This window comes from Dietzia kunjamensis, assembly GCF_045689975.1.
In the GTDB taxonomy this organism is placed as follows: domain Bacteria; phylum Actinomycetota; class Actinomycetes; order Mycobacteriales; family Mycobacteriaceae; genus Dietzia; species Dietzia kunjamensis.
In genome coordinates this window covers 542,828-558,644 of sequence record NZ_CP143297.1, presented here as the reverse complement: position 1 = coordinate 558,644, position 15,817 = coordinate 542,828, and the positions used below count along the sequence as shown (strand labels likewise).

14 protein-coding genes are annotated in these 15,817 nt (G+C 72.1%); 5 read left to right on the top strand and 9 right to left on the bottom strand.

Annotated features, from left to right (window positions below; all coding sequences use genetic code 11):
* Positions 1–134: 134 nt before the first annotated feature.
* The gene (locus VZF99_RS02635; protein ID WP_407336068.1) at positions 135–1,373 is read right to left on the bottom strand and encodes a Glu/Leu/Phe/Val dehydrogenase dimerization domain-containing protein; all 1,239 of its coding nucleotides are present in this window, start codon (positions 1,371–1,373) and stop codon (positions 135–137) included.
* A 153-nt stretch (positions 1,374–1,526) separates the two neighbouring features.
* On the opposite strand from VZF99_RS02635, the gene VZF99_RS02630 reads away from it, so the two are divergent.
* Entirely contained in the window at positions 1,527–2,438 is a 912-nt protein-coding gene (locus VZF99_RS02630; protein WP_067711690.1) for a LysR family transcriptional regulator, read from the top strand.
* A 56-nt stretch (positions 2,439–2,494) separates the two neighbouring features.
* On the opposite strand, the gene thpD is transcribed toward VZF99_RS02630, so the two are convergent.
* Both thpD and VZF99_RS02620 read right to left on the bottom strand, forming a co-directional pair.
* Positions 2,495–3,358: an ectoine hydroxylase gene (gene thpD, locus VZF99_RS02625; RefSeq protein ID WP_096906082.1), complete on the bottom strand. Its 864-nt coding sequence runs from the start codon at positions 3,356–3,358 to the stop codon at positions 2,495–2,497.
* 111 nt (positions 3,359–3,469) lie between these two features.
* Positions 3,470–4,474: a D-2-hydroxyacid dehydrogenase gene (locus VZF99_RS02620; RefSeq protein WP_407335639.1), complete on the bottom strand. Its 1,005-nt coding sequence runs from the start codon at positions 4,472–4,474 to the stop codon at positions 3,470–3,472.
* A gap of 87 nt (positions 4,475–4,561) precedes the next feature.
* Between VZF99_RS02620 and VZF99_RS02615 the strand changes: the two genes are divergently transcribed.
* From VZF99_RS02615 to VZF99_RS02605, 3 genes are read left to right on the top strand one after another with little or no spacing between them, the layout of a single operon-like run.
* Positions 4,562–5,851, top strand: coding sequence for an aspartate aminotransferase family protein (locus VZF99_RS02615; protein WP_407335638.1), 1,290 nt, complete (start codon positions 4,562–4,564; stop codon positions 5,849–5,851).
* The gene (locus VZF99_RS02610; RefSeq protein WP_407335637.1) at positions 5,848–8,895 is read left to right on the top strand and encodes an FAD-binding and (Fe-S)-binding domain-containing protein; all 3,048 of its coding nucleotides are present in this window, start codon (positions 5,848–5,850) and stop codon (positions 8,893–8,895) included. Before VZF99_RS02615 ends, VZF99_RS02610 begins: the two co-directional genes overlap by 4 nt.
* Entirely contained in the window at positions 8,892–10,355 is a 1,464-nt protein-coding gene (locus tag VZF99_RS02605) for an NAD-dependent succinate-semialdehyde dehydrogenase (RefSeq protein ID WP_407335636.1), read from the top strand. The genes VZF99_RS02610 and VZF99_RS02605 overlap by 4 nt, the downstream gene beginning before the upstream one ends.
* 33 nt (positions 10,356–10,388) lie before the next feature.
* On the opposite strand, the gene VZF99_RS02600 is transcribed toward VZF99_RS02605, so the two are convergent.
* A complete protein-coding gene (locus VZF99_RS02600; protein WP_167507195.1) occupies positions 10,389–10,661 on the bottom strand; it encodes a WhiB family transcriptional regulator in 273 nt (90 codons plus the stop codon).
* Between the two features lie 97 nt (positions 10,662–10,758).
* Between VZF99_RS02600 and VZF99_RS02595 the strand changes: the two genes are divergently transcribed.
* Positions 10,759–11,373 (top strand): LuxR C-terminal-related transcriptional regulator, encoded by a 615-nt coding sequence (locus VZF99_RS02595; protein WP_185951174.1) that lies wholly within the window; start codon positions 10,759–10,761, stop codon positions 11,371–11,373.
* 29 nt (positions 11,374–11,402) lie between these two features.
* On the opposite strand, the gene VZF99_RS02590 is transcribed toward VZF99_RS02595, so the two are convergent.
* From VZF99_RS02590 to ehuC, 5 genes are all read right to left on the bottom strand, one after another.
* Positions 11,403–12,071, bottom strand: coding sequence for a GntR family transcriptional regulator (locus tag VZF99_RS02590; RefSeq protein WP_069388851.1), 669 nt, complete (start codon positions 12,069–12,071; stop codon positions 11,403–11,405).
* The gene (locus VZF99_RS02585) at positions 12,068–13,543 is read right to left on the bottom strand and encodes an amidase (protein WP_407335635.1); all 1,476 of its coding nucleotides are present in this window, start codon (positions 13,541–13,543) and stop codon (positions 12,068–12,070) included. The genes VZF99_RS02590 and VZF99_RS02585 overlap by 4 nt, the downstream gene beginning before the upstream one ends.
* An 86-nt stretch (positions 13,544–13,629) precedes the next feature.
* Entirely contained in the window at positions 13,630–14,391 is a 762-nt protein-coding gene (gene ehuA, locus VZF99_RS02580; RefSeq protein WP_256820137.1) for an ectoine/hydroxyectoine ABC transporter ATP-binding protein EhuA, read from the bottom strand.
* Between the two features lie 49 nt (positions 14,392–14,440).
* Entirely contained in the window at positions 14,441–15,085 is a 645-nt protein-coding gene (gene ehuD, locus VZF99_RS02575; protein WP_069388849.1) for an ectoine/hydroxyectoine ABC transporter permease subunit EhuD, read from the bottom strand.
* Positions 15,082–15,813: an ectoine/hydroxyectoine ABC transporter permease subunit EhuC gene (gene ehuC, locus VZF99_RS02570; RefSeq protein ID WP_407335634.1), complete on the bottom strand. Its 732-nt coding sequence runs from the start codon at positions 15,811–15,813 to the stop codon at positions 15,082–15,084. The genes ehuD and ehuC overlap by 4 nt, the downstream gene beginning before the upstream one ends.
* Positions 15,814–15,817 lie beyond the last annotated feature (4 nt).

Here is a 15,817-nt window from a genome sequence, read left to right as displayed (position 1 = left end):
CGGCTGGCGTCCCGCTCCCGCGCCTGACCGCCAAGACGGCCGCCGCTCCCGAAGATGGCGTCTCGCCTGCCCATCGGGGCACGCGAGACGCCATGTCGAGGGGCGACGGGCCCGGGCGGTTGCGTAGGGGGCGGTCAGGGCACGACGACCGGCGGCACCGTCCGGACCGGCCCGGAGACGTCGGCGATCCACCGCAGCGGGCCCCGGCTCGGATCCCAGCCGGTGAGCAGGTCGGCGACCTTGGCGGTCATCTCGCGGCCCAGGCGGAGGAACGAACTCTCCGGCTGGTCGTCGACCTCCCCGAGGATCAACCACCACGCCCAGGCGACGGCACCGGCGTTGGCGACGAAGTCCGGCAGCACCGCGATCCCGCGGGCCGTGAGGTCGAGTTCCGCGTCGGCCGTGGTGGCGGCGTTGGCCGCCTCGACCACGATCGGTGCGGTGACCTCGGTGCAGTTGTCCGCGGTGATGGCGTACGAGACGGCGGCGGGCACGAGCACGTCCACGTCCATGCCGAGGATCCGGTCGCGGTCCAACCGCTGCACCCGGGCGGGGACGGCCGAGCGGTCGATCTCCCCGAAGCGGTCGCGGGTCGCCAGCAGCGCCGGGACGTCGAGTCCCGCCGGGTCGTAGAGGGTGCCGGCGGCGTCTGCCAGTGCGACGACGCGCATGCCGGCCTCGTGGAGGTACCACGCGGCGCCGCCCCCCATCGTGCCCACGCCCTGGACGGCCACCGAGGTGCGCTCGATGTCCCAGCCCCGGACGTACGCCGCCGCGAGGCACGCCTGCGCGACCCCGTAGCCACCGATCACATCGCCGAGCAGCCCGCCCGGAACCCCGGCGTTCAGCCCGCGGAAGATCCGGTCGGCGGTGGCGGCGGGATCGGCCGACCGCTCGATCGCCGCGTGATAGGACTGCCGCATCCCCAGTCGGGCGAACACCTCGTCGATCAGGTGCTGCGGGACGCCCAGATCCTCGGCGGTGACCCAGTGTCGGTCGAGGAACGGCCGCATGGCCTCGCAGAACCGGCCGAGCACGTCGATGGCGCGGGGGTCCTTGGGGTCGAAGTCGATGCCGCCCTTGGCCCCGCCGATGGGCAGGTCGAACGCCGCCGTCTTGCGGGTCATTCCGCGGGCCAGGTCCTCGACCTCGCGGAGAGTGCACCCGGCGCGCATACGGGTCCCGCCGGTGGCCAGACCGCCGACGAGGGTGTCGACCACGAGGTAACCCCGCGCCCCGGTCTCGTCGTCCTCCCAGTGCAGTCGCAGGTAGGGCTCACGGTTCGATCGGCTCGCGCTCTCCGGAACGGCGGGCACGGTCTGGGGGGCTGACCCGGTATGACCGGTGGTGCCCGGGATCTCGATGGACGTCATGGTGCTCGCCTCCTCGGCGACCTCGTCCGCCGGCGGGTCCGGCGGGGATGTCCCCAGCATGCGAGCATGCGTCCCGGGGGTCCAGCGAGACTTCGTGGACCTGACCGTTCACTTTTCCTGCACGATGCGGCCGCGCGCTCCTACGCTCGGGGAATGGAGCCGTCACTGCACCGGCTACGGCTGCTCGCCGAGTTGGAGCGCCGCAGCACCGTCACCGCGGTCGCGGCCGCGCTGGGGTACACCGTCTCGGCCGTGTCGCAGCAACTCTCGTTGCTCGAGCGGGAGGCGGGGACCCCGCTGTTCGAGAAGCGGGGTCGCGGGCTCGCGCTGACCGAGGCGGGGCTCATACTGGCCGGGCACGCGCGGACGATCCTGTCCGCCGTGGAGGACGCCGGTCACGCCATGGAATCGGCCCGTGCGGGCGTCGGCACGAACCTCACCGCCGGGGTGTGGGCGTCGGTGGCCGTCACGCTGCTGCCCGCCGGGATGCGGATCCTGGCGCGCGACCACCCGGGCATCGTGGTGCGGACCCGGGAGCTCGCCCCGGAGGACACCACCGGCGCGGTCCGGGACGGCTCGCTCGATCTGTCGTTCGTGCTGGACTACTCCAGCTACGTGATGGCGGACGTGACCGACCTGGTGCGGGTGCCCATCGCGAGGGAGTCACTGCACGCGGTGGTCCCCCGCGGCTTCGTGGACTCGACCCGACTGTCGCTGGCCGACCTCTCCGGGGCGCCGTGGGTCGTCGCGCACCCGCGGTCACACTTCGGTCGCGCGGTGCGGATCGCCTGTCGCGAGGCGGGGTTCGAACCCGACGTGCGGCACGAGGCGGGCGAGCAGTCCACGGCGCTGTCCCTGGTCGCCGCGGGCCTCGGGGTCACCCTGGCCTCCGACCTCGGGCTGAGCACCTTCGGCGCGGACGTGGAGGTGATTCCCCTGACCGACGAGCTCACCAGGACGGTGTCGATCACCTATCGCCGTCGGGACGCCCGGCGGCGACCACTGCAGGCGTTCGTCGAGGCGTTCACCGACGGCGCGCGCGAGGTCGGCCTGGACCCCGCCTGACTCCGGCGCACCGATGCCGGGTCCCGCACCCGCGGGGCCCGGCACCGGTGTCCGGCTCAGGGCCGGCGCGCGAGGAAGTCCGGCCGCGGCGGGGTGCCCGCGAACGGCTCGGTCAACTCGTTCTCCACACTGTTGAACACGATGAACACGTTCGCCCGGGGCAGCGGCGTGATGTTGCCGCCCGAGGCGTGCAGGGCGTTGCAGTCGAACATCGTCATCGATCCCGCCCCGCCCGTGAGCACGTCGAGACCGTGGCGCTCGTACATCTCGGAGATGTGCTCCTCGGACGGGACGCCGATCTTCGGCGACGTCGAGACGAGCGATTCCTTGTAGTAGTTCTCCGGAGTCTCACCCGCGCACTGCACGTAGTACTTGTGCGTGCCCGGCATGATCATCAGGGGCCCGTTGTAGGTCTCGTTGGGTGTGAGCGCCAGGGAGGCGCTGCACGCACGCGGCCGGGGCATACCGTCCTCGGCGTGCCAGGTCTCGAAGTCCGAGTGCCAGTAGAAGGCGCCGCCGGCGAATCCGGGCTTGTAGTTGAGCCGGCTCTGGTGGACGTAGACGTCCGAGCCGAGGATCTGCCGGGCCAGGTCGATCGCGCCGGATCGCTCGACCGCCTCCCACACGACCTCACTCAGGTCGTGGACGTCGAAGATCGAACGGACGGCCTCGCTGCCGGCCTCGCGGATGATCCGGGGGTCGCCGGCCATCTGTGGATCCGATCCGATGCGGTCGATCTCGGCCAGGCAGGCGTCGATCCGCTGCCGGTCGAGTGCGCCCTCACGCTGGATGTAGCCGCGCTCGCCGAACTGGAGGACCTCGGGATCCTCGCTGCGTCCCCACAGGACGGGGTCACGGCGCTCGACGATCTCCGGTCGCCCGCTCACGCGGGACTGGTAGTCATCTACGGCAATGGTCATTACGACTCCTTTCTCTCCTCAGCCTGAAAACCCCGGCTGACTCGGGAAAAGCGAGGGGTGCCACCCCTCGCGGAGCCGACCGTATCCGTCGAGATGACCACGGACAACCGCTCAGCCGCTGACGTATCCTCGACCTTTATCCACAATCGGGCCGGGGGTCCCGCCGCCGACCCACGTGCGCAGGTGGTCGAGGAACTGCCCGGACAGTGTGTCCCGCCACCCCACGACGTCGCCGGACATGTGGGGACTGATGTGCGCGCCGTCGAGGGTCCAGAGCACGTCACCGTCGGGGAGGGGTTCGACGACGAGGACGTCCAGGTGCGCCGATAGCCTGCCCGTCCCGATCTCGCGCGTGAGGGCCTCCTGATCGACCAGCTCTCCGCGACCGACGTTCACCACGTGCGCGCCGTCGGGCAGGGCGGCCAGTTCCGCGGGGCCGAGCAGCCCCCGTGTGGCGTCGGTCAGCGGCGCCACCATGACGAGATGGTCCACGTCGCCGAGATGCTCGGACAGGTGCGCGGAATCCAGGACGCGGCCGAAGTCCTCGTCGTCGTCGCGCGGTCGACGTCCGGCCCCGCTGACGTCGAGCCCGACCGCCCGCAGTAGCCGCGCGGTGGCCCGTCCGATACCGCCGGTGCCCACCACCAGGGCGCGCCGGCCGGCCACCCGGGTGGTCTCGCGGTGGCGCCACCGACCCGCGCGCTGCAGCGCCTCGGTCTCGTGGAGCCGTTTGTCGTGGGCCAGGACGCAGGCCAGGACGTACTCGGCGATCGGCCCGTCGAAGACCCCGCGGGCGTTGGTGACCAGCACGTCGGAGTCGCGCAGCTCGTCGAAGAGGAGCTTGTCCACCCCGGCGGCGGCCACGTGGACCCACCGCAGCGCGTCGGCGGCGTGCCAGGCGGAGGCCAGGGCGTCGGAGAAGATGTCCCACACCAGCAGGATCTCGGCCCCGGGCAGAGCCTGCGCGAGGGTGTCGGCCGTGCAGTCGCGCACGTCGGCGAGCTCGCGGATCAGCGCGAGGGTGGTGGGGGGCTCGACGCCGTCAGCGGTGAGGACGACGACGGTCGGCCGGGTGCCCGGGTCGTGGTTGCCCGGAACATGGTGCGGCTGCGTCATGGCCCCACCGTAACGCGCCGACCCTCACGCGAACCAGGATCGTCGGATTGTTGACAATCGACCGTGGCGCGCCACACACTGGCACCCATGACCGCGCACCTGTCGCCCCATCTCAAGCAGGCCACGCCCGTCGTGGTGGACCACGCCCTCGGCTCGTGGATCCACGGCACCGACGGCCGCGACTACCTGGACTTCACGACCGGCATCGGCGTGACCAGCACCGGCCACTGCCACCCCGCCGTGGTCGCCGCGGCACGCGAGCAGTGCGGGAAGATCATCCACGCGCAGTACACGACCGTCATGCACCAGCCGCTGTTGGAGCTCACCGAGAAGCTGGGCGAGCACCTGCCCGAGGGGATCGACTCGGTCTTCTACGCCAACTCCGGATCCGAGGCAGTCGAGGCCGCGGTCCGGCTGGCCCGCATGGCCACCGGCCGGCCCAACATCGTCACCGTCCAGGGCGGCTTCCACGGCCGCACCGTCGCCGCCGCCAGCCTCACCACCGCGGGCACCCGCTTCTCCGCCGGGTTCTCCCCGCTCATGGGTGGAGTCGTGATGACCCCGTTCCCGCACGCCCTGCGCCACGGGTGGACGGAGGACGACGCGATCGACTTCGCGCTGGCCGAGCTCGACTACCTCATGGCCACCCGGGTCGACGCCCGCGAGATCGCGGCCTTCCTCATCGAACCCGTGCTGGGCGACGGCGGGTACATGGCCACTCCCCCGCGCTACCTGGAGGGACTGCGCGAGCGCGCCGACCGGACCGGCGCGCTGCTGATCCTCGACGAGGTCCAGGCCGGCATCGGGCGCACCGGCCGGTTCTGGGGTCACCAGCACACCAACGGTCTCGTGCCGGACATCATCATCACCGCCAAGGGCATCGCCTCGGGCTTCCCCATCTCCGCGATCGCCGCACCCTCCGCCCTCATGGCCAAGGCCTGGCCGGGGTCGCAGGGCGGCACCTACGGCGGCAACGCGGTCGCCGCGGCGGCCGGGGTCGCCACCCTCGGCGTGGTCGAGCGCGAAGGCCTGGTGGACAACGCCGCCGCCCGCGGAACCCAGCTTCTCGACGCGCTCCGGCGTACCCTCGGCGACGTGGGCGAGATCTGCGACATCCGCGGGACCGGGCTCATGCTGGGCGTCGAGTTCGGCGACGCAGGCGCGCCCGCCGGCAGCTCCGGTGCGCTCGAGGCCGCCCGCCTGGCCGCGGCGGTGCAGCAGGCGTGCATCGACGAGGACCTGCTCACCCTGACCTGCGGCCCGACCGGTTCGGTCGTGCGCCTCATCCCCGCGCTGGTGGTGACCGCCGACGAGGTGGACGCCGGTGTCGAGCGCTTCACCCGCGCCGTGCACCGGGTGTGCGACGGGGCGGCGTGACCTCCCACGTCGCACCGGACGCCCCCGGGCGGGCGCTCGTCGGCGCGCTCGTGGACGCGGGTCTGGCGCCCGAATCGGACCCCCGCCGGATCGCCGAGTACTCCTACGACGCCTCGAACTACCGGGTCGTGCCCGCCGCCGTGCTGTTCCCGCGGTCGGAGAGCGAGGTCGCCGCCGCCCTGGCCGTGTGTCACCGGCTCGGGGTTCCCGCAACCGCCCGTGGCGGCGGCACGTCGATGGCCGGGAACGCGATCGGCGCCGGGCTGGTCCTGGACCTGTCCCGGCACATGAACCGGGTCCTCGAGGTGGACGAGGCGGCGGGGACCGTCACCGCCGAGGCCGGCACCGTGCTCACGGCCCTGCGCGAGGCCGTCCACGCCGCCACGGGCGACCGCCTGACCTTCGCCCCGGACCCCTCGAGCCAGTCCCGCGCCTGCCTGGGCGGCGCGATCGGCAACGACGCGTGCGGCAACCACTCCGTGCGCCACGGCCGGACCGCCGACCACGTCGAGGCGCTGCGGATCGTCACCGCCGACGGACTGCGCCTCACCGCCACCCGCAGCGGCGTCGAGGCCACCGATCCGGCCGACGCGCCCGCCGCCGCCCGCGCCGAGCACCTCACCACACGGTTGCAGGACCTGACCGCCGACCACCTGGCCGCCATCCGCACCGAACTCGGCCGCCTCCCCCGCCAGGTGTCCGGCTACCACCTGCGTCACCTGCTGCCCGAGGAGGGCTTCGACGTGGCGCGGTCCCTCGTGGGCTCCGAGGGCACGTGCGCGATCGTCACCGCCGCGACCGTGCGGGCCGTCCCCCGTTCCGCGCGCACCGGGCTGGCGGTCGTGGGGTACGCCGACGTGGTGGACGCTGCGCGGGACGTGCCAGCCATCCTGCGACACCGCCCCACAGCCGTAGAGGGTATCGACGAGGTGATCGTCGCGACAATGCGGCAGCGCCGCGGCGCCGACTCGGTCGCCGAGCTGCCGCGCGGCCACGCGTGGCTGTTCGTGGAACTCGATGACGACGGGAGTGACGACGACGGGGGCGACGACGACGGGGGCGACGACGACGAGGCCGGCGCCGGCGGTCGTGGGCTCGACGCCCGGGTGGCCGAACTGGCCGACGAGCTGACGCGGGACGGCCACGCTCTCGAGGTCCTCGTCGTGACCGATCCCGTGGCCCGCGCGGACCTGTGGCGCGTGCGTGAGGACGGTGCCGGGCTGAGCTCGAGACTGACCGATCCGGCGACGGGCGCGACCATCGAGTCCTGGCCCGGCTGGGAGGACTCCGCCGTCGCCCCCGAGCGGCTCGCCGACTACCTCGCCGACTTCCGCGACCTACTGGCCCGGCACGAGCTCACGGGCGTCATGTACGGGCACTTCGGGGCGGGCTGTATGCACATCCGGATCAGTTTCGACCTGCGCTCGGACGCGGGCAGGTCCGTCATGCGCGAGTTCTGCACCGACGCCGCCCACCTCGTCGTGCGGCACGGCGGGTCGCTGTCCGGGGAGCACGGCGACGGCCGTGCCCGCTCCGAACTGCTGCCGGTGATGTACTCGCCCGAGATGCTGGACGCCTTCGCCCGCTTCGCCGGGGTCTGGGACCCGGCGGGGATCCTCGCCCCGGGCGGCCTGACCGCCACCCGGCCCCTCGACGCCGATCTGGCCCTGGCCGGGGTGGGCCGACGCGACCTGGGCCTGCTCACCTCGCCGGACGGCGCCCACCCGGTCCAGGCCTGCATCGGCGTGGGCCGCTGTCGCACCACCTCCGGCGGTGTGATGTGCCCGTCCTTCCGGGCCACCGGGGACGAGAAGGACTCCACCCGCGGTCGGGCCCGCGTCCTGCAGGAGGTGGTCCGCGGCACCCTGCCGATCGACGACCCGGCCGTCGAGGAGTCGCTCGAACTGTGCCTCGCGTGCAAGGCGTGCTCCTCGGACTGCCCGACCGGCGTCGACATGGCCACCTTCAAGTCCGAGGCCCTGCACCGTCGCTACACGCGTCGAGTGCGACCGACGGCCCACTACTCCCTGGGCCTGCTCCCGCTGTGGCTCCGCGGGACCGTCCGCGCGGCCGGGCCGATCAACGCCCTGCTGGGAACCCGCGCCGGCCGCGCCGCGGCACGGATGGGCGGCCTGAGCACCGAGCGCACCCTGCCCCGCTTCGCGTCCGCCCGTCAGCTGCGCGAGGAGCTCGCCCGGGTCCCGGAGAGCGTGTGGACCGTCCGCGAACCGGAGCCGGGGCGCACCTCCGCGGAGGTCGTGCTGTTCCTCGACTCGTTCACCCGCGGACTGCGCCCCGCGGTCGCCGGCGCCGCCGCCCGCGTGCTGGGCGGCACGCACACCTCCGTCGCCTGCACAGCCGACCAGTGCTGCGGGTTGACCCACGTCACCACCGGCCGACTCGATGCCGCACGCCGCACCATGACCTCGACCGCGCGCCGCCTCGACGCGATCCGCGGGCCGGGCGGGGAGGAGGTCCCCGTCGTCGTCGTCGAACCCTCCTGCGCCGCCACCCTCCGCGAGGACCTCCCCCGCCTGCTCGCCGACACCCCCCACGCGGACGCCGCACGCCGCGTGGCCGCCCGTGTCCGCTCCTCCGCCGACCACCTCGGCCGACTCGCCGCCGAGGGCCGCGCCCCCGCGTGGCCCGGCGGCGCGCCCCCGGACCGCGTCACCGTCCAGACCCACTGTCACGAGTACGCGACCTTCGGCAACCGCGTCCAAAGCGCCACGCTCACCGCCCTCGGCGTGGGCTCGGTCCGCGAGGCGACCGGCTGCTGCGGCGTCGCCGGCGACTTCGGCTTCACCGCCGGCCACGAGACCGTCACCGCGGCCGTCGCCGAACTAGCCCTCGCCCCCGCCCTGCGCGCCGACACCGACGCCCCCGTCCTCACCGACGGGTTCTCCTGCGCCACCCAGGTCGACCACCTCGGCGCCGGCGACCCCACCACGGGACCCAGCCGCACCGGCCGCCACCTGTTCGAACTGCTCGACCCCGACCCCCGTCCCGACCCCAGCCCCGCACCCACCAGGAGGCCCACATGACCCGCTCCGCAGCCGACATCATCAGTGCCCTCGGGACCGGCATCCACGTCGACGGGGCCTGGCGCGACGCCGCGTCCGGCGCGACGTTCGACGTGGTCAACCCCGCGACCGGTGACGCGATCGCGACCATCGCCGACGGCGGGGCCGGTGATGCCGCCGCCGCGATCGAGGCCGCCGGTCGCGCCCAGCCGTCGTGGGCGGCGGTCCCCGCCCGCGAGCGGGCCGAGATCCTGCGCCGGGCCTACGAGCTGATCGTCGAGCGCGCCGACGAGCTGGCGCTGCTCATGACCACCGAGATGGGCAAGCCGCTCGCCGAGGCGCGGGGCGAGGTCACCTACGGGGCCGAGTTCTTCCGCTGGTTCTCCGAGGAGGCCTGCCGCATCCGCGGCGACGCCCGCCGTTCCCCCGACGGCAAGACCCGGCTGATGGTCACCCACGAGCCCGTGGGACCGTGCATCCTCATCACCCCGTGGAACTTCCCCCTGGCCATGGCCACCCGCAAGATCGGACCCGCCATCGCCGCCGGCTGCACCATGGTCTTCAAGCCCGCCAACCTCACGCCACTGACCTCGCTGTACGTGGTGGACCTCCTGCGCGAGGCGGGGCTGCCCGACGGCGTCCTCAACGTGGTGTGCACGACCGACGCCGGCGGCGTGGTGGAGCCGTGGATCGACTCCGGCATCGCCCGCAAGCTATCCTTCACCGGCTCCACGCCCGTCGGCCGCACGCTCCTCGAGCAGTGCGCGCGCGGGGTGCTGCGCACCTCCATGGAGCTCGGCGGCAACGCGCCTTTCGTGGTCTGCGAGGACGCGGACATGGACACCGCCGTCGCCGCGGCGATGGCCGCCAAGATGCGCAACATGGGCGAGGCCTGCACGTCCGCCAACCGAATCCTCGTGCACCGCTCGGTACTGGACGAGTTCGGTCGGCGCCTGACCGAGAAGATGTCCGCCCTGACCGTGGGCGACGGCACGACCGACGGCACCGACGTGGGCCCCCTGGTCGAGGAAAAGGCCGTCACCAAGGTCGTGGACCTGGTCGACGACGCCGTAGAGCGCGGGGCCGAGGTGCTGACCGGCGGCTCGCGCCTCGAGGGGCCCGGCTACTTCTACCCGCCCACCGTGCTCACCGGTGTCACCCCGGACGCCGAACTGATGTCGACCGAGATCTTCGGCCCCGTCGCCGCCCTCGTGCCGTTCGACACCGACGACGAGGCCGTGGCACTGGCCAACGACACCGAGTTCGGCCTGGTCTCGTACGTGATGACCGAGAACCTCGACCGCGCCATGACCATGTCCGAGCGGCTCCAGGCCGGCATGGTCGGCATCAACGTCGGCGTGGTGTCCAACCCGGCCGCCCCGTTCGGCGGCATCAAGCAGTCCGGGCTGGGGCGCGAGGGCGGGCTCAGCGGGATCGAGGAGTTCGTCGAGACCAAGTTGGTCGCGATCCCCGTGCGCTGAGCCGACCCGAACCGAGCCGACCCGCTGGCTCCCCTAGCCGGTGCGCACGCGGCCGGCCCGGCGGTGACGCTCGGCCTCGGTCATCCCGCCCCAGACGCCGTACAGCTCACGCTGGGCCATCGCGTGCTGGCGGCACGCGTCGATGACGGGACACTGCCCGCAGAGCTTCTTGGCGGCGGCCTCCTTGCGGCGCCGCGTCGACTTGGCCTCGTCCTCCGAGTTGTAGAAGAGGTCCGGGATCTCGCGGCACATCCCGGAGTCGGCCCACGCCCACCGATCGTCGAGTCTGGTCATCGCTGTCTGCATCATGGTTCCCCTCGCCGTCCGGTCCAGCTTCCGATGTCCCCGGGGGATTCGGCACACCCCCAGGGGTGGGATGGGTCACAACTGCTAATGTCCCTTCATGAAGGTCCGGGTCTCGGTGGTCAACGACTACTCGCTGGTCGTCGCCGGCGTGGAGGCCCTGCTGGGTCCGTACGCCGACCGGGTGCACGTGGTGCCGACCCATCACGCGACCGACGTCGCCACGCCGGTCGACGTCGCCCTGTTCGACACCTTCGGCTCCGGCCCCGGGTGGCAGCAGCAGTGCGCCGAACTCGCCCGTGACCCGCAGATCGGCGCGGTGGCGGTCTACTCGTTCATCACCGATCCGAAGGCCGTCGACGAGGCGCTGGCGGCCGGGGCCCGGGGTTTTCTCGCCAAGTCCCTGATCGGGGACGAGCTGGTCAGCGGGATCGAACGCATCGCGGCCGGTGAGCGCGTCACGGTGATCGACCGGGAGGACTCCGGGCCGGCCGCGCCGTGGCCCACTGGCGGTGTGGGCCTGACCCCCCGGGAGGCGGAGATGTTGGCGCTCATCACCCAGGGTCGGTCGAACGAGGAGATCACCGCGGCCTGCTACCTGTCGATCAACACCGTGAAGTCCTACATCCGGGACGCCTACCGCAAGATCGGGGTGACGACCCGGCCGCAGGCCGTGGCGTGGGCACTGCGGAACGGCCTCGGGTCGAGCCACTGAGCTCCGTGCCCTGACCGCCGTCCCCCGAGCTACGCGCCCTCGCTGACCCTGGCCAGCCCGTCCCGCATGTGGTCGACGAGCAACGTCCGGGCCCGGAGTCGGTCGCCCGAGCGCACCGCGTCCGCGATCGCGCGGTGCTCCGTGAGCCTGGACGCGGCGTCGGTATAGGTGCTGCGCATCGCGTGGAGACACATACTCGTCTCCACCACCACGGTCTCGTGCACCCGCGACAACCGCGGGCTCCGCGCGGCCTCCACCAGCGCGTGGTGGAAGTCCAGATCCGCCGCCACCATGGCCGCAGACCGGGGTTCGTCGGCCAGCGCCGCCATGGCGTCGACGGCCGCGTCGAGGGCGTCGGCAGTGGCCTCCCCCAGACCCAGATCGAGCACCCGCTCCAGAGCACCGGTCTCGATGGTCGTCCGCAGCAGGTACATGTCCTCGACGGCGTCGGGCGTCAGGTCGGCGACGAACAGTCCGCGATTGCGGTGCGAGACGAGCAACCCCTCCTGGGTGAGCCGCTGCATCGCCTCGCGCAGCGGGCCGCGACTCACGCCGAGCGAGCGTGCGAGAGCGGCCTCGCCGAGCTGTGTCCCAGGGGCCAGCGAGCCGTCCGCGATGCCCCTCCGCAGAGCGCGCGCGATGAGGGACGGCGTCGACTCCTGGACGACGGGTTCCAGTCCCGCGGTCGAGTCGATCACGGCCGACCGTCCCCCGACCGCGCCGCCGCGTGGACCCGCGGGGTGGGCACGACCTGACCGAGCGCGGCTTCGAGTGCGGCACCGACCCGGACCACCAGTCGGTCCTCGAACCGCGCACCCACCACCTGCAGCCCCACCGGGAGGCCCGCGTCGGTCGTCCCGCAGGGGACGCTCAGCGCCGGCTGCTGGGTCATGTTGAACGGATAGGTGTACGGCGTCCACGACGTCCAGTCGGGACTGTCCCAGCCCGGCGGCACGTCCGATCCCGCCGCGAAGGCGGCGATCGGCGTGGTGGGCGTGATGAGGATGTCGTGGGCTTGGTGGAAGTCGGCCATCCGCGCGCCCAGGGCCATCCGCACCGCCACGGCGTCGAGATAGTCGGCGGCGGAGTAGTCGTGGTACCGCCCCAGCGCCTCGCGCATCGACGGGTCGACGTGGTCGACGGCGCCCGGTCCGTGGGGCGCGAGGACCGCGGCGAGTCCGGCGAACCACAGGACGTGGAACGCGTCGACCGGGTCGGTGATCCCGGGGTCGACCGTCTCGACCCGCGCTCCCAGCGATTCCAGTACGGCGACCGCGCGTCCGACCTCCCGCTCGACCTCCGGGTCGGTGGTGCCGAAACCGAGGTCGGGGCTGTACGCGACGCGCAGTCCCTCGAGTGGGCGGTCCCCGCGTGAGCCGTCGACGGCCGCGGCGAGGTACCCGCCCGGACCGGGGGTCGTCGCGCGCGCCGGCACCGCCGACCAGTCGCGGGGGTCCGGACGCAGCAGGGTGTCCATGAACGCCGCCGTGTCGGCGACCGTGCGGGTCATCGGCCCGGCGTGCGCGAGCGTGCCGAACGGGCTGGACGGGAACATGGGGATCACGCCGTAGGTGGGCTTGAGCGCCACGATCCCGCAGAACGCGGCGGGGATGCGCACCGACCCGCCACCGTCGGTGCCCAGTGCGAGCTGGCCGAGCCCGGCGGCGACCGCGGCCGCCGCCCCGCCGCTGGAACCGCCCGGGGTGAGGCCCGGGTCGTGCGGATTACGGGTGATCCCGGTGAGCGTGTTGTCCGTGACCCCCTTCCACGCGAACTCCGGGGTGGTGGTCTTGCCGATCACCACGCACCCGGCCTCGCCGACCGCCGAGGTGACGGGGGCGTCGTCGGGCCACGAGGCGGGATCGGACGCACCGGGCTTGTCGGCCAGGAGTCGGGAACCCCGGAGCGTCGGGACGCCACGCGTGTAGAAAATGTCCTTGATCGTGGTGGGGACGCCGTCGAGTGGGCTGAGCGGTTCGCCCCGGCGGTACCGCTCCTCGGACGACCGCGCGGCCGTCAGCGTCGCCTCACGGTCGACGTGACAGAAGGCGTTGATCTCGCCGTCGACCCGATCGATCGCGGTGAGCACCTCCTCAGCGGCATCGACCGGGGAGAGTTCGCCCCGGCGGTAGCCGTCGGCCAGTTCGAGGGCCGTGTGCGACAGGGTCATCGGCGCGCCTTCCATGGAACCGTCTGATTGTCGACAATCCTACAGGCGGCCGGGTCACGGTCAAGCGTCACGCCACACGGCGCGGGTCACCGTTCGAGGACGGCCTTGAGGAACGTGCGTGTCCGGTCCTGCTTGGGATCGGTGAAGATGGCCTCGGGAGTACCCTCCTCCACGATCTTGCCCTGATCGAACACCAGCACGCGGTCGGCCACGTCGCGGGCGAACCCCATCTCGTGGGTCACGATGAGCATCGTGATGTCGGTGGACTCGGCGATCATCCGCAGCACCCCGAGCACGTCGGCGACAAGCTCGGGATCGAGAGCCGAGGTGACCTCGTCGAGGAGCAGGATATCGGGATCCATCGCCAGCGCCCGGGCGATGGCGACCCGCTGCTGCTGCCCGCCCGACAGCGTGGTCGGGTGGGCGTTCTCCTTGTCCGCGAGACCGACCGTGTCGAGGAGCTCACGTGCCCGCTCCACCGCCTCCCCCTTGGACCGCCCCAGGACGTGGATCTGCGCCTCGGTGATGTTCTCGAGCACCGTCATGTTGGGGAACAGGTTGAACTGCTGGAACACCATCCCGATCTTCGAGCGGACGGCGCGCAGGTGCTTCTGGGAGGCCTTGACCAGCGTGTCGCCCTTGAACTGGTGGGTCAGGGGTTCGCCCTCCACCCAGATCACGCCGTCGTTCGCCTCCTCGAGGGTCATCAGCAGGCGCAGGATCGTCGTCTTGCCCGACCCGCTGGGGCCGATCAGCGCGACCCGCTCGCCCCGCTGCACGGTGAAGTCGAGGTGGTCCAGGACCACGTGGTCGCCGAACTGCTTGACCACCTTCTCGAACACCACCATCGGCGACTCGCCGCCTGTCGGCGTGCTCGGCCGCGTCGGCGTGCTGGGGTCAGTAGACAAGGGACTTCTCCAGTCTCCGGATGAGGATCGAGGTCGGGTAGCTCGCGAGCAGGAAGATCACCCCGGCGAGGGTGATGGGCTCGAGGTACTGGAAGTTGCGGGCGCCGTACTGCTGCGCGGCGGTCACCATCTCCACCACCGTGATCGCGAACAGGAACGGGGTGTCCTTGAACAGGGAGATCGCGTAGTTGCCGAGCGCCGGGACCGTGTTGCGGATCGCCTGGGGCAGGACGACGGCGCGCCACGTGCGCCCCGCGGGGAGTGACAGCGCCCGGGCGGCCTCCCACTGCCCGGTCGGGACCGCGTCGATGCCCGCGCGGTACACCTCCGCCATGTAGGTCGCGTAGTGCACGCCGATCACGGCGATGCCGATCTGCAGCGCGGTGAACTGCGGGAGCAGGAAGTACGCGAACAACAGTTGGACGACGAGCGGGGTCAGGCGGATGAACTCGGTGACCAGGCGCAGGGGCACGGTGATCACGGCGGGCGCGGCGCGACGCACCATCGCGACGACCAGTCCCAGCACCGCGGCGATGAGGAAGCCGACGACGGTGGCCAGCAGGGTGATCCGGAACCCCTCCAGCAGGATCGGGATGCTCTCGATGGCGCGTTCCCAGCTCCAATCGACGCTCATCGGCCCACCCCCACTGCCTCGTTGACCCGTTCGGGTCGCAGGCTGAGCACCTCACGGAGCGACGGCCCCGCCCCCAGTCGGGACTTCGCCCGGACCTCGAGGAGATTCATGAACAGGGTGAGGACGTACGCGATGACGAAGTAGAGGACCAGCCCGACGCCGAAGGCGAACACCGTATCGCCGGTCACCCGGCGCAGCTCCCCGATGTGGAAGGTCAGGTCCTGCAGCAGGATGAAGCTGGCCAGGGCACTCCCCTTGAGGAGCTGGACCAGGAGGTTGTTCAGGGGCGGGATCATCTGCACCCACGCCTGCGGGAAGACGACCTTGGACATGCGATGCCAGGGCGAGAAGTTGAGGGCGACCGCGGCCTCCTTCTGCGGGGTCGGGACGGCGGCCAGCGAACCACGGACCACCTCGGCGGCGTACGCGCCGTAGTTGAGTCCCAGCGCCAGGATTCCGCAGAAGAGCGGATCGAGCTCGTATCCGAGCAGCGGAAGCACGAAGAACAGCCAGAACAGCTGCACCAGCAACGAGGTGCCCCGGAAGAACTCGACGATCGTCCTCGACACCCCGCGGATCACCATGAGGCGGGACCCGGCCGCCACGCCGAGGACCAGCGCCATGGCGAAGCCCAGCGCCGCACCTCCCAGTGTCAGATAGATGGTGGTGACGATGCCTTCCTGGAAGCGGGGCCACGCCTCCAGGAAGGCCTCGATGTTACTTTCCACGGTC